The 13534-nt window shown below is 72.3% G+C and carries 15 protein-coding genes; 6 read left to right on the top strand and 9 right to left on the bottom strand.

Annotated features, from left to right (window positions below; genetic code table 11):
- Positions 1 to 12: 12 nt before the first annotated feature.
- The 6 genes from ABT034_RS27810 to ABT034_RS27785 all read right to left on the bottom strand — a co-directional run bounded on the left by ABT034_RS27810 (position 13) and on the right by ABT034_RS27785 (position 5374).
- Positions 13 to 342, bottom strand: coding sequence for a hypothetical protein (locus tag ABT034_RS27810; protein WP_351219791.1), 330 nt, complete (start codon positions 340 to 342; stop codon positions 13 to 15).
- A 14-nt stretch (positions 343 to 356) separates the two neighbouring features.
- Positions 357 to 1853: an AbeC-like domain-containing protein gene (locus ABT034_RS27805; protein ID WP_351219790.1), complete on the bottom strand. Its 1497-nt coding sequence runs from the start codon at positions 1851 to 1853 to the stop codon at positions 357 to 359.
- 74 nt (positions 1854 to 1927) lie between these two features.
- Positions 1928 to 2335, bottom strand: coding sequence for a peptide-methionine (R)-S-oxide reductase MsrB (gene msrB, locus ABT034_RS27800; protein ID WP_351219789.1), 408 nt, complete (start codon positions 2333 to 2335; stop codon positions 1928 to 1930).
- A 37-nt stretch (positions 2336 to 2372) separates the two neighbouring features.
- A complete protein-coding gene (murC, locus tag ABT034_RS27795; protein WP_351219788.1) occupies positions 2373 to 3764 on the bottom strand; it encodes a UDP-N-acetylmuramate--L-alanine ligase in 1392 nt (463 codons plus the stop codon).
- Between the two features lie 161 nt (positions 3765 to 3925).
- Positions 3926 to 4408, bottom strand: coding sequence for an indole-3-glycerol phosphate synthase (locus ABT034_RS27790; RefSeq protein ID WP_351219787.1), 483 nt, complete (start codon positions 4406 to 4408; stop codon positions 3926 to 3928).
- 105 nt (positions 4409 to 4513) lie between these two features.
- Positions 4514 to 5374 carry a pyrimidine reductase family protein gene (locus tag ABT034_RS27785; protein WP_502973072.1) on the bottom strand — a complete coding sequence of 287 codons (861 nt, stop codon included), beginning with the start codon at positions 5372 to 5374 and terminating at the stop codon, positions 4514 to 4516.
- Positions 5375 to 5410: 36 nt separating this feature from the next.
- Between ABT034_RS27785 and zapE the strand changes: the two genes are divergently transcribed.
- From zapE to ABT034_RS27760, 5 genes are all read left to right on the top strand, one after another.
- Complete coding sequence (gene zapE / locus ABT034_RS27780; RefSeq protein ID WP_351219785.1) at positions 5411 to 6496, top strand: cell division protein ZapE; 1086 nt, start codon at positions 5411 to 5413, stop codon at positions 6494 to 6496.
- A gap of 33 nt (positions 6497 to 6529) precedes the next feature.
- Positions 6530 to 6955 carry an OsmC family protein gene (locus ABT034_RS27775; protein WP_351219784.1) on the top strand — a complete coding sequence of 142 codons (426 nt, stop codon included), beginning with the start codon at positions 6530 to 6532 and terminating at the stop codon, positions 6953 to 6955.
- Positions 6956 to 7097: 142 nt separating this feature from the next.
- Positions 7098 to 8465, top strand: coding sequence for an alkaline phosphatase PhoX (locus tag ABT034_RS27770; RefSeq protein WP_351219783.1), 1368 nt, complete (start codon positions 7098 to 7100; stop codon positions 8463 to 8465).
- 105 nt (positions 8466 to 8570) lie between these two features.
- Entirely contained in the window at positions 8571 to 9470 is a 900-nt protein-coding gene (locus ABT034_RS27765) for a PPK2 family polyphosphate kinase (protein WP_351219782.1), read from the top strand.
- A gap of 101 nt (positions 9471 to 9571) precedes the next feature.
- Positions 9572 to 10432: a polysaccharide deacetylase family protein gene (locus tag ABT034_RS27760; protein ID WP_351219781.1), complete on the top strand. Its 861-nt coding sequence runs from the start codon at positions 9572 to 9574 to the stop codon at positions 10430 to 10432.
- Positions 10433 to 10459: 27 nt separating this feature from the next.
- Here the strand turns inward: ABT034_RS27760 and ABT034_RS27755 are convergent, their stop codons facing one another.
- Genes ABT034_RS27755 through ABT034_RS27745 form a run of 3 tightly spaced genes read right to left on the bottom strand, consistent with a single transcriptional unit; the run spans position 10460 to position 12671 of the window.
- A complete protein-coding gene (locus ABT034_RS27755; protein WP_351219780.1) occupies positions 10460 to 11110 on the bottom strand; it encodes an ABC transporter in 651 nt (216 codons plus the stop codon).
- Positions 11107 to 11997 carry an ABC transporter ATP-binding protein gene (locus tag ABT034_RS27750; RefSeq protein ID WP_351219779.1) on the bottom strand — a complete coding sequence of 297 codons (891 nt, stop codon included), beginning with the start codon at positions 11995 to 11997 and terminating at the stop codon, positions 11107 to 11109. The genes ABT034_RS27755 and ABT034_RS27750 overlap by 4 nt, the downstream gene beginning before the upstream one ends.
- A complete protein-coding gene (locus ABT034_RS27745) occupies positions 11994 to 12671 on the bottom strand; it encodes an AIM24 family protein (protein WP_351219778.1) in 678 nt (225 codons plus the stop codon). Before ABT034_RS27745 ends, ABT034_RS27750 begins: the two co-directional genes overlap by 4 nt.
- Positions 12672 to 12740: 69 nt before the next feature.
- On the opposite strand from ABT034_RS27745, the gene ABT034_RS27740 reads away from it, so the two are divergent.
- On the top strand, positions 12741 to 13454 hold the full coding sequence (locus ABT034_RS27740) for a peptidyl-tRNA hydrolase (RefSeq protein ID WP_351219777.1): 714 nt from the start codon (positions 12741 to 12743) through the stop codon (positions 13452 to 13454).
- The last annotated feature ends 80 nt before the right edge of the window (positions 13455 to 13534 follow it).

The following is a 13534-nucleotide window of genomic DNA, read 5'->3' as shown; positions in this document are numbered from 1 at the left end:
CCCGCCAGGGGATCACATGCCGACGATGCCGGCGATCCCCTGGACCAGGGCGAGACCGCCGCTGCCGACGGCCACGTACGGTTCGATGGCGGCGAACGCGGACCGGATGCGGCCCTGGTCGGCGGGGCGCTGCTCGCGCTGGGCGCTGACGAGTTCGCCGTGCACCGCCTCGGCCTGTTCGACGGCGGTGCGGGCCGCCGCCTCGTCGCGGAGCCACTGGACGAGCCGGGCCGCCATCGCGACGGCGCTCGCCGGGTCCGTGCCGTACTGGTGGATCTCCACCCGGCCGTTGTCCCCGATGTTGCTCCCGGACACCTGGCCGTGGAAGTTGTACGTGTTCATGGGTTTCCTCTCGCTCAGGGCTGGGCGTAGCCGGGCTGGGCCGGCGCCCCCTGCTGCCCGCCCGCTCCGTGCTGGTTGACGACGCCGTGGTTGCCGACGTTGCTGCCGTGGATGTCGCCGGAGATGTTGTACGTCTGGGTGCTGATCACCTGCACCGCCTGATCGTACGAACTGGTGTCCACGTGGTGGTCCTTGAGGAACCGTTCGGTGGCGGTGAGGACGCCGCTCTGCAGCCGGTGCAGGTAGTCCCGGGAGTCGGCGCGGTCGTTGTGCAGCATCTGGTCCCAGGACGAGACGCTCTCCCGGATGCTCCCGGTCGCCCCGTGGTCGAAGACGAGCTGCCGTTCGGAGATCTCCCTGCGCCAGTGCTTGAGTTCACGGGCCCTGCCCCGGGCGCGGCCCCGCCGCTCGGAGTTGCGCCGCCAGGCTCCCCGCAGGTCGGACCCCCAGGCGCGCCGGGTGGCGGAGAGCAGCTTCCAGGTGCGCTCGAAGCCGCGGAACGGCAGGGAGCCCACGCGGTTGTAGACGGTGTCGTCCACGGGCGGGATGACGAAGACCAGCACCTCCCAGGAGAGGCTGGGGTGGTGGAGCCGGGCCCGGAGCTGCATGGTCACGATCACCCGGCCGCCGTCGCTGACGCGCTCCAGGCTGAGGAAGGTCCGCATCCCGGCTCCGGGGTGGAGCAGTCCGGTCCGTACGAGGTCGGTGTCGATCTGGGCGCGGGGCCGGCCCTGCGGTCCCTCCAGGAGTTCGTCGGCGAGGAGTGGGACGTGGTCGCCGCTCACGTAGAGCCGGTTGCGGGCGCGGAGCCCTTCGAGGCCCGCGATCTTCGCCATCTCCTTGGCGACGTAGGTGTGCAGGTCCACGGCGTCGAAGGGGACGATGGTCAGCTTGCGTCCGGGGTTGGCCGGGTCCTCGGCGGGCCGCGAGACGTCGATGGGCTGCCAGACGACGTCCTTGATCTTCGTTCCGCTGCCGACGAAGGGGTGGGTGCGGGCGGCGGCGGCCGTGTACGGCACCACGTTGGCCTTGGCCAGTGCCCTGAGCCGGTCCTCCGCCACCTGTTCGACGGGGTCGGCGAGGGTCTCGGGGCGTTCGGTGCCCCAGTACACGTCCTGGGCCGCGTTCCAGGCCCCCGACAGGGCGGCGTGGACGGCCCACCAGGCGCCGGCGAGGGAGCCGAGCACGATCCCACCGCCCGCCCACAGGCCGGCGGTGTTGCCGCTCACCACGCCCCACACCAGGACGGCGAGCCCGGCCCAGAGGGCGAGGAAGAGGCGGGACAGGAGGCGGTCGCGCCGCTCGGAGCGGCGCACCGCCGCCCGCGCGTGGCGGGCGAGGGCGATCAGGTGGATCCCGAGGGGAAGTCCGAGTGCCGTCATCCGGTCCGCGGTGAGCTCGGTGTCCACCTCGTGGGCGAAGTCCTCGTCGAGGTGGACGTGCGCGCACAGCTGCCGGGTCACCGCGTCCTTGCGGTAGGTCGGAAGCGACGGTAATGCTCTGCGTGCCATGCGGTCTCCCCCTGTGTGTCACCGCACACCCTAGGGAAGTCCGCCCACCGTGTCCCCCGGATCGGCGGGAACGATCAGCTGCCTCCGGGCTCCAGCCGCAGCGAGATCGAGTTGATGCAGTACCGCTGGTCCGTCGGAGTGGGGTACCCCTCCCCCTCGAACACGTGGCCGAGGTGCGAGCCGCAGCGGGAGCAGCGGACCTCGGTACGGAGCATGCCGTGGGTGCGGTCCTCGATCAGTTCGACGGCGGAGCTGTCCTTCGGGTCGAAGAAGGACGGCCAGCCGCAGTGGGACTCGAACTTCTCGTTCGACGTGAACAGCTCCGCGCCGCAGGCCCGGCAGGAGTAGACGCCCTGGGTGGTGGTGTCGGTGTACTCACCGCGGAAGGCGGGCTCGGTGCCCGCCTGGCGCAGTACCTGGTACTCCGCGGGGGACAGCTCCGCACGCCACTGCTCGTCCGGCTTCTCGACGTCGTACGCCATGAGCTCGCTCCCTCTGCTGCTGCGACCGCTGCTTCGACTACTTCGACAGGTGGTCGAGGATCCGCGGACCGAGGTCCGTGACGTCTCCCGCGCCCATCGTCAGAACGAGATCGCCGGGTCCGGCCATTCCCGCCACGGCCTCCGGCACCTCGTCCTTGTCGTGTACGGGCGTCACGTCGGCGCCCGCCTTCCGTGCGGCGGCGATGATCAGCTCGCTGGTGACCCCCGGGATCGGGTCCTCGCGGGCCGGGTAGATGTCGAGGACGACGGACGCGTCGGCGAGGGCCAGCGCGTCGCCCATCTCCTTGCCCAGCTCCTGGGTGCGGGAGAAGAGGTGGGGCTGGAAGACGACGAGGAGCCGGGAGGCTCCGGCGGCGCCGCGCATGGCCTCCAGGTCGGCGGTCATCTCGGTGGGGTGGTGCGCGTACGAGTCGATGACCTGGACGCCCTTGGCCTCGCCCTTGAGCTGGAGGCGGCGGCCGACGCCGGTGTAGGCGGTGAGGGCCTGGGCGAGCTCGGCCGGGTCGATGCCGACGCGGGCGCCGGCGGCGAGGGCCGCGGCGGCGTTGTGGGCGTAGTGGCGGCCGGGGACGGAGACGGTGAAGGTGTGCTCGACGCCGTCGAGGGCGACCGTCACCTCGCTCTTCATCCCGTTCGGGACGATCTTCAGGATGCGGGCGTCGGAGTCCTCGGTCTCGCCGACCGTGACGATGCTCAGGCCCTCGCGGTCGGCGACCCGGCGGGCCAGCTCACGGGCGCCCGCGTGCTCGCCGACGACCAGGGTGCCGCCGGGGCGGATCTTGGCGGTGAAGGCCTCGAAGGACTCGTAGATCTCGTCCATGGAGGCGTAGTTCGCGTGGTGGTCCAGCTCGACGTTGAGGACGATCGCGACCTCGGGGTCGTACTTCTGGAAGCTGCGGTCGCTCTCGTCGGCCTCGGCGACGAAGACCTCGCCGTCGCCGTGCAGGGCGTTGGTGCCGGGGCCCGCGAGGTCGCCGCCGATGGCGTACGAGGGGTCGAGGCCGAGCGCGGTGAGGGCGACGGCCAGCATCGAGGTGGTCGTCGTCTTGCCGTGCGTACCGGCGACGGCGATCGCGCGCAGGCCGTCCATGAGGGAGGCGAGCGCGTCGGAGCGGTGGACGACGGGGATGCCGAGCTCGGCGGCGCGGGCCAGCTCGGGGTTGTCGGCGCGGATGGCGCTGGAGACGACGACGGCGGAGGCGTCGTCGGCGAGGTGCTCGGCGGCGTGGCCGATGTGCACGGTGACGCCCAGGGCGCGCAGCGACTGGGCGGTCGCGGACTCCTTGGCGTCGCTGCCGGCGACCTTGGCGCCGCGCTGGGCGAGGATCTTCGCGATGCCCGACATTCCGGCACCGCCGATGCCGATGAAGTGCGGCCGTTCCATGGCGGCAGGGATGGCGGGTGCCATGCGGATCTCTCCCCGGGGTGCGTCGTGCTCGGAAAACCCCAGCCTAGTGGTTCCGGCCGGGTGGCCCCTGCTGGCCACGGCGGGGCCCGGTGCCGTGCGGGGCCCGGGTCCGCGCCCTCTGCCAGGGGGCGCGGACCCGGGCCCCGGTGTCTTCCGGCTGCCTACTCGTCCACCTGCTCACTGTGGGCGAAGAGCTTGAGCACGGGGACGCCCACCTTGTGGCGGGCCCGGGAGGCCCAGTCCCGGTGGAAGAACTCCTCCACGTAGTGCGGGGCGGTGAGCACGATCACCTCGTCCGCCTTCGACTCGTCGACGACCGCCTTCATCTTGCTGAGCGGGTGGTCCTCGACGACCTGTCCGACCGCTTCGCAGCCGGCGTTTCTCAGTGCCTGGAGCGAGTGCTCCAGGGCCACCTCGGCGGGGACTCTGGCCTCCTTGCCCTCCGGTTCGTCGCCCTCGCGGGCGGCTTCCTTCAGTTCGCCCATGGCGACGTCGTCGATGGCACGCAGGAGTACATCGGCCTGGTCACCCCGCGGCTGCATCAGGACGATGAAGGACACGCCCTCGTCGCCGTGCAGTGTGGTGACGAACTCCACGTCGACGGACGTCAGGGGCTTCTCGATCATGAGAACGCTTGTGAACACCTCAGGAGCCCTTCTGCGGAAACCATCCTTCCCCGTGCCCGCACGGGGTCTGCGACATAAGTGTGCCCAGCGGACGGAAAGCGGAACGACAAATTCCGCCGATTGTCAGATCCGACGGTATCGGGTGAAGAGGAAGCCGTCCTGCTCCAGCACGGAAGCCATGGCGAAGCGTGTCGGGACCGCCACCGCGGGCCCTCCGGCGATCCTCTGGGCGCCCCCCGCCGTCATCGTCGGCGAGACGGTCAGACACAGCTCGTCGAGGACGTCCGCCGCCACGAACTGGCCGAGCAGGCGGGGCCCGCCCTCGGTCAGCTGCCGCCGGAGCCCGCGCTCCGCGAGCACCGCCCTCGCCCGGGCCGGCTCCACCCCCGCGCCCTCGCCCGCCACCAGGACCTCGGCACCGGCCGCGCGGGCGGCCGCGACCCGGTCGGCGGGGGCCGCCGCCCCGGTGAGGACCAGGGTCGGCACCAGCGGCCCGGTGAAGAGCGGAAGGGAGAAGTCCAGCTCCAGGGAGGCGCTGACCACGGCGATCACGGGCGCCGGGCCCTGCCCGGCGGCGACGCGGCGGTCCGCGAAGGCCTCACGCGCGCGTGCCGGGCGGTAACCCTCCAGGCGTACCGTTTCCGCACCCACGACGACGACGTCGGCGAGAGCCCGCAGGGTGCCGAAGATCCGCATGTCGGTGTCGGAGGAGAGCGGCTGGGAGCGCCCGTCGTGCTGTCCGGCCCCGTCGAGCGAGGAGACCATGTTGGCCCGCAGCCACGAGCCCCCCGCGGGGAGCTCGGGGTAGGCGTAGGCGTCGGCGAGCTCGTCGAGGGACCACGCCCGGTCGGCGAGCGACCGCTCCCGGGCGGCGAGGGACCGCTCCCGGCCGGCGGCGGACACCTCCCCGGTGGCGGTCTCGGCCTCGGCCCCCAGGGCGTTCGCGGGGTCTGTCGTGTAGGTCACAGGGAACAGGCGTCGCATCCTCGCAGTCTGACATGGCGCTTACAGTGGGGAACTGTGTCGACCCGTGCCCTTACCGAAGCCGCATCCGCCCCAGCGGCCCCGCTCTCGCTCTGCTCCCGAGAGCCCCACGTCCCCGCCGACCGTCTCGTCGCGGAGATGGTGCCGCCGCCGCGCTTCGACTCCGTACGGTTCGACACCTACCTCCCGGACCCGCACCAGCCCAGCCAGACGGACGCCGTCAAGGCGCTGGGTTCCTTCGCCGAGGGCCTGGGCGGAGCGCACGCCTCCGGTTCCGGGAAGCGCCGCTGGTTCGCCAGGAAGCCGGCCGCCCCCACCGGGCCGCGCGGGGTCTACCTGGACGGCGGGTACGGCGTCGGCAAGACCCACCTGCTCGCCTCGCTGTGGCACGCGACCCCCGCCGAGCCCGCGCTGAAGGCGTTCGGCACCTTCGTCGAGCTGACCAACCTGGTCGGCGCGCTCGGTTTCCAGCAGACGGTGAAGACCCTCGGCGAGCACCGGCTCCTCTGCATCGACGAGTTCGAGCTCGACGACCCGGGCGACACCGTCCTCGTCTCCAGCCTGCTCCGCAAGCTCGTCGAGTCGGGCGTCGCGCTCGCCGCCACCTCCAACACCCTGCCGGGCAAGCTCGGCGAGGGCCGCTTCGCCGCCGCCGACTTCCTCCGCGAGATCCAGGGCCTCTCCGCCCACTTCCAGCCCCTGCGGATCGACGGCGAGGACTACCGCCACCGCGGCCTCCCCGAGGCCCCGGCGCCCCACTCCGACCAGGTCGTCACCGAGACCGCGTACGCGGTGCCCGGCGCCTCCCTCGACGACTTCCCGCACCTGCTCGAACACCTGGCCAGAGTCCACCCGAGCCGGTACGGAGCGCTCACCGACGACCTCACCGCCGTCTGCCTCACCGACGTCCGGCCCGTCCCCGACCAGTCGACGGCCCTCCGCCTCGTCGTCCTGGCCGACCGGCTCTACGACCGCGAGATACCCGTGCTCGCCTCCGGCCTCCCCTTCGACCGGCTCTTCAGCGACGAGATGCTGAACGGCGGCTACCGCAAGAAGTACTTCCGGGCGATCTCCCGGCTCACCGCGCTCGCCCGCGACGCGAAGGGGCTTGTGGCGCAGTAGCTTGGGGGCCGTACCCGATCGAAAGGGATTCACATGGCCACCGTGCGCCACGCACACACCGTCTGGCAGGGCGACCTCCTCAAGGGTTCCGGTGTCGTCACCCTCGACTCCTCCGGTCTCGGCTCGTACGACGTCTCCTGGCCGGCCCGTACCGAGGAGCCGAACGGGAAGACGAGCCCCGAGGAGCTGATCGCCGCCGCGCACTCCTCCTGCTTCTCGATGGCCTTCTCCAACATCCTGGCCAAGGCCGGCAGCGCGCCGACCCGCCTGGAGACCAAGGCCGACGTCACGTTCCAGCCGGGCCAGGGCATCACCGGCATCCACCTCACCGTGCGCGGCGAGGTCCCGGGCCTGGACGCGGACGAGTTCCAGCAGCTCGCGGAGGACGCGAAGAAGAACTGCCCGGTCAGCCAGGCGCTCACGGGCACGACGATCACCCTCACCGCCGAACTGGCCTGATCGCCACCACGGATCGAAACAGGCGCCACACAAGGCAGTTGTGACCCGCATGGTTCACGTGCCACCACCGTGCGTGATACACACATGCGGGTCACACGTCATCGCACACCCCCTGTCCGCCAACAGGAAAAGTGGTTGCCTCATGTCCGCGACACGACGTCAGATCCTGTCCCGCACCGGCGCCTCCGCCGTCGGGATCGCCTTCACCGGCGCCCTCTCCGAACTCTTCGCCGGCAGCGCGGCCGCCGCCGGGAGCGGGAACGGGGGCGGCTACGGCCCCCTCGTCCCCGACCCGGCCGGACTCCTCGACCTCCCGGCCGGCTTCCGCTACCAGGTCCTCTCCCGGCAGGGCGAACCGCTCCGCTCCGGCGAGGGCCGCGTCCCCGGCAACCCCGACGGCATGGGCGCCTTCGCCGGCCGCCGGGGCCGTACGCACCTCGTCCGCAACCACGAGAACCGCAGCACCGCGACCGCGGGCGTCCCGACCGTCCCCGGCCTGACGTACGACCCGGCTGCCAAGGGCGGCTGCACGGCGCTCGAACTCGACGGCCGGAACAACGTCCTCGGCGAGCGGGTCGCCATCGCCGGGACCGCCGTCAACTGCGCGGGCGGGCCCACCCCTTGGCGAACCTGGCTGACCTGCGAGGAGAACGAGGACAAGGCCGGGACGAACGGCTACACCAAGGACCACGGCTTCATCTTCGAGGTCGACGGCGCCGACCCGCACCGCACCGGGGCCGTCCCGCTCACCGCGATGGGCCGCTTCCAGCACGAGGCCATCGCGATCGACCCGTCGAACGGCATCGTGTACGAGACGGAGGACGCCTTCCAGCGTCCCTTCGGCCTCTTCTACCGCTTCCTGCCCCACAGGCCGCTCGGCGGCACCGGTTCGCTGCGCGCGGGCGGCGCCCTGGAGGCCATGCGGGTGCCGGGCGTGCCGGACCTGTCGCTGATCCAGGAGACGGGCGCCCGCTTCGAGGGCGTCGAGTGGGTCCCCGTACCGGATCCGCAGGCGGTGGAGACCCCCATCAGGCTCCAGGACTTCGGCCCGAAGGGCATCACGCACGCGCAGAAGCTGGAGGGCTGCTACTGGGGCGGGAACGCCGTGTACTTCGTGTCCTCCTTCGCGCGCGTCAAGGACGGCTCCCGCGCCACGCACTTCGGGCAGGTCTGGAAGTACGAGCCGCACCGGCGCCGGCTCACGCTCGTCGTCGTCTTCGGCCCGAGCACCGACATCCAGCTGCCGGGCGAGTCACCGGACAACATCTGTCTGGCGCCGAGCGGGGGCCTGATGGTGTGCGAGGACGGCGACGGGGCGCAGCACGTCTACGGGGTGAGCAGGAAGGGCGAGGTGTACGCGCTCGCCCGGGGCGCGCAGAACATCGGCACCCCCGAGGCCCCGGAGTGGGGCGAGTTCGCGGGCGTCGCCTTCTCGCCCGACCGGCAGACGATGTACGTGAACTGCTACACCCCGGGGACGACGTTCGCGGTGACGGGCCCGTGGTGCTGACCTGAGCCGTCGCCCTTCCGACCCGGCCGCCCGCGCTCGCGGGCGGCCGGGTTCCGTCGCAGGATCGGGGGAAGACGGGCGGCGAGGCGGCGGAAGGGGAACGGGATGCCGAAGAACGACGGACCGGGCAAGCGCGGACCGCGCCCCGAATCGCAAGCGACACCGGCACGGGCCCTCCGGGAGGTGCTGCGCGTCCCCGAGGGCGAGCGCGTCGACCTCACCGCGTACGACCCCTCGGCGATTCCGGCGGGTCCCACCGACAAGGCGGCCGGTCTGGCCGCGACCGCCACCCTCGCGCCGCACCTCGCGGACCTCCAGGAACGGCTGTACGCGTCGAGCACGGCCGGTGACCGGCGGCGGGTCCTCCTGGTCCTCCAGGGCATGGACACCAGCGGCAAGGGCGGCACGGTCAAGCACGTGATCGGCCTCTTCAACCCGTCCGGCTGCCGCATCCACGCCTTCAAGGCCCCGACCCAGGAGGAACGGAACCACCCCTTCCTCTGGCGGATCATGAAGGCGCTCCCCGCACCGGGCGAGATCGGCATCTTCGACCGCTCGCACTACGAGGACGTCCTCATCGCGCGCGTGCGGGAGCTGGTCCCCCGCGCGCAGCTCGGCCGCCGCTACGAGCAGATCAACCGCTTCGAGAGGTCCCTCGCGGAGGACGGCGTGAGCGTCGTCAAGGTCTTCCTCCACCTCTCGTACGAGGAACAGCGCGAGCGGCTCCTGGAGCGCCTGGACAACCCCGAGAAGCACTGGAAGTTCAACCCGGGCGACATCGAGGAACGCGCGCTCTGGCCGGCGTACCGCGAGGCCTACGAGATCGCCCTGGAGCGCTGCTCGACGGACGAGGCCCCCTGGTACGTGGTCCCCGCGGACCGCAAGTGGTACCGCAACTGGGCGATCAGCCGACTGCTCCTCGAGCACCTGGAGGCCCTGGACCCGAGGTATCCGCCGGGGGACTACGACGTGGACGAGTGCCGGCGGCGGCTCCTGGCGACATGAGGGACTCGGGTGGTGACTCGGGTGGCGGTGCTGTTGCCGCGTCGCGAGCTTGAACGACATTGATCAGATAACTTCCGATCGTGAACACCTCTGTACGAAGAATGGCAACGCTTGGTCTTCTGGGCACCGTCCTTGTCGGTTGCGGCGGAGGCGCCGCCGAGACCGCCCCGCCCAAGAAGCCGACCGCGACCACCAGCGGGAGCCCCTCCCCCCGGGCCAGCGCGGCGGCCGCCGGGCCCAAGCCCGCGCGCGTCCCCGCCGCGCCGCCCACCATGGCGCCGGGGCCCGGCGGTCTCACCCCCGTGTACGAGCGCCGCGCGAAGGGCGCCGAGAAGGTCGTCGCGCTCACCTTCGACGCCGACATGACGGCCGACCAGGGGCCACGGGCCGCGCGCGGCGAACGCTTCGACAATCCGGAGCTCATCGCGACCCTGCGGCGGCTCAAGGTGGACGCGACCGTGTTCATGACGGGCCGCTGGGCGGAGGAGTACCCCGACCAGGCGAAGTCCATCGGCGGCGATCCGCTCTTCGAGATCGCCAACCACTCCTACAGCCACTACGCCTTCGCGTCCCCCTGCTACGGCCTCCCGACCGTCGCGGGCCCCGACATGACGGCCGACGTCCAGCGGGCCTTCGACGCCTTCCGCGACGCCGGGGCCGTCAACGTCGTCCCGTACTTCCGCTTCCCCGGCGGCTGCTACGACGACGCGGCCCTGCGCGCGCTCGCCCCCGCCGGAGTAACGGCCGTCCAGTGGGACGTGGTCAGCGGCGACGCCTTCGCCAAGGACGCCGACGCCGTCGCCGAACAGGTCGTCGACGGGGTGAAGCCCGGCTCCCTCGTCGTCCTGCACTGCACGCGCAGCGCCGCCCCCGTCACCGAGCGGGCGATCCGCCGGATCGTCCCGGAACTCCGGGCCCGCGGCTACCGCTTCGTGAAGGTCTCCGAACTCATGAGCCGCTGACCCGACGCGCGAAGCCTCAGCCCGTACTCACTCCAGCCGTGCCGTGGCCCGGCAGGCGAGGACCGCCGCCGCGGCGGGCAGGAACACGGCACCGGCGCAGGCGAGCCACGGGGGATCCGCCGTCGCCGTGCGCGAGCCGGTGATCAGGGCGGTCATCGCGTGCTTCGCCGGGGAGCCCGTGGTCACCAGGGCCAGCAACGAGCCGAGGACGAGGGCCGCGAGGGACCAGCCGGGGGCGGGGAGGAAGGGCCGGGAGGTCAGCGCGCCGACGGCGGCGCCGGTGAGGCCGCAGGCCAGTGCCGCGAGGAGGCCGGTGGTCGTGGCGGCGAGCGCCGTGACACCTCGCCGGTTGCAGACCGCCGTCACCGCGAGCACGGCGACCGCGCCGACCAGCGCGGGCAGGGCGGTCCCGGTGGCGAGCGCCGCGAGGTGCGCCCGGCCACGGCCGGCGGCCGCCGCGAGCACGCTCCGGGCGGCGGGCGGCTCCTGCGTCAGACAGATCCGTACGGTCCAGGCGGTCACCGGCAGGAGAGCGGCGGCCGTGAAGCCGAGGGCGCCGAGCACCCGCTCGCCCGGGTTGACGCCGACGCCGACGAAGGCCGCGTACAGGAGGAACGGTGCGAGCCAGCGCTGCGAGCGGAGCAGCAGCCCTGTCTGGTAGCGCAGGAGCGCCGTCATACCCGTACGCCTTCGGTGGTGAGGTGGTGGATGTGCCAGGACGCGGCGAGGAGCGCCCCGAGCAGGGCGTCGGAGTGGGCGGCGTCGACGGTGAGGACGGTGGTGGTCTCGCCGGGCCCCGGCGCGGCGACGACGGGATCACCGGGCAGCCGCGCGGGGAGCGGCCGGAGGCCACCGGAGACGGCGATACGAACGAGGGAGACCGGGGGGCTGATTCCGCGCTCGGGCGAGGCCGTCCCGTACGCCTTCGGCTCCGCTGCCGATTCGGGTGCCGGTTCCGCCTTCCGTACCCGGCCCGACGCCACCGCGTACACCGCGTCCGACTCGCCCGCGAGTCGTCGGGGGTCGTGGTCGACGAAGACGATCGTCGCGCCCGCCGCACGCCGTTCGCGTACGGCCGTGTCCAGCTCCGCACGCGCGCGCGTGTCCAGGCCCGTCCAGGCCTCGTCGAGGACGAGCAGGGCCGGCTCTGCGAGGAACGCCTGGGCGACGGCGATCTTCTGGCTGGTGCCCTTGGAGAGCTCCGCCATGTCCGTAGCCGCGTGCTCCGCGGCCCCGAAGCGTTCCAGCCACTCCCCCGCCCCGGCCCGCGCCGCGGCCCGGCCGAGGCCCTGGACCCGGCCCAGGTGGACCAGGTAGTCGGCGGCCGTGAACGGCAGGGCGACCGGGAAGCGTTCGGGGACGTACGCGGTACGGGCCGGGCGGCCCGTGACCCGGCCCTCGCTGGGCGCGTCGACACCGGCGACGAGCCGCAGCAGCGTGGACTTGCCGGTGCCGTTCGTGCCGACGACCCGGACGAGCGTCGCCGCGGGCAGGTCGAGGCCGACCTCGCGCAGGACCCACGGCCCCCGGAGGCCGTGCCTGCGTCCGACCCGCTCCAGCCTCAACTCGACGAGTTCTTCTGCGGGGTGGCCTCGCTGGGGCGGACGACCACGAAGCCCTGTCCCTCCAGCTTCAGCTGCACCGCCTCGCCCGAACCGCCGCGCATCATCGAGCCGAGCGACTGCGAGCGGTGCAGCGAGGTGTGCAGCTGCTCGCTCCAGCCGACGACGGCGTCCGTGTCGACGAAGACGGGGGCCTGCGGGCTGACGGGGATGACGATCGGGGAGCCCTCGCAGATCAGGGCGACCTTGCCGTAGCCGGAGAAGACGGAGTTGAAGAGGCCGCCGCCGGTCATGCCGGCGCCCTTCACCGTCTTGATCTCGTAGTGGAGGGTGGCGTCGAAGCAGAGCACGTTGCGGCCGTTGACCGAGAACGCTTCGCCCTGCTCGATCTCGACGATGAAGCAGTTCTGCGCCTCGTGCGCGAACCAGGCCTCGCCCTGGCCGCGCACGGCCATCAGCGCCAGCCCCTCGCCCGTGACCGCGCGCTTGAGCAGACCGCCGATGCCCTGGCCCTTGCGCTCGAACTGGAGGTCGCCGCGGAAGGCGATCATCGAACCCTGGCGGGCGTGCATCTCGCCGTTGACCGTATACTTGACCGATTTGGCGTTCTGCAGGGTCATGCCCGGGAAGGTGGCGGCCTCTGCGAGGTGCTCGCCGGCAAAAAGATCGCTCTTCATGGGGGCATCCTGGCCGGAAGGGACGATTCCCACAAGAACGGCACGTCACGGCAGTGGCAGACTTGCCGGGTGAGCAGCAACGACACCGATCTTCGCGATGAGAAGCCCCAGTTCGTCCTCCCCCTGGTCGTCCGGATGGAGCGGGACGCGCCCCCGGCCCGTACCGACGCCCTGGAGACCGCAGCGCGCGCCGTCCTGGAGATCCTCACCGACGCCCGTTCCCTCGGCGAGGGCGAGTGGGCCCAGGTCATGACCGACTGGCAGGACGCCAGGATCCGGAAGGTGGTGCGCCGGGCGCGCGGCGCGGAGTGGCGGCGCGCGAGCACGCTGCCCGGGATCACGGTCACCGGTGAGGAGGCGGAGGTACGGGTCTTCCCGCCGGTCCCGCTCGACGGCTGGCCCAAGGAGCTGGCCAAGCTCCAGGTGTCGGGCACGGAGCTCGACGACCCGGCCGCGCCCGGTCCCGTACCGGAGGGGGCGGCGGTGCTGTGGTTCAGCCCCGAGCTCGACATGTCGGCGGGCAAGGCGATGGCGCAGGCCGGGCACGGGGCGCAGCTGCTGTGGTGGGCGATGACGGAGGACGCGCGCGAGGCGTGGCGGGAGGCGGGTTTCCCGCTCGCGGTACGGACGGCGGCGGCCGGGGAGTGGGCGGGCCTGACGACGAGCGGTCTGCCGGTGGTGCGGGACGCGGGCTTCACGGAGATCGCGCCGGGCTCGTGCACGGTGGTGTCGGCGTTCCCGGCGTTCCCGGCGTTTCCCCAGGTGTCGCCGAACCTCAAATGAAGCTCTGAACGTCCCCCTCCTGGGGTTCGAACGTTCCCGCGAGGGCCATCACGTGGGTGACTGGGGACCGAAGGAGGGGG

Origin of the sequence: Streptomyces sp. NPDC002773 (assembly GCF_040295605.1) — a bacterium.
Classification (GTDB): domain Bacteria; phylum Actinomycetota; class Actinomycetes; order Streptomycetales; family Streptomycetaceae; genus Streptomyces.
This window is presented reverse-complemented; position numbering and strand designations above follow the sequence as displayed.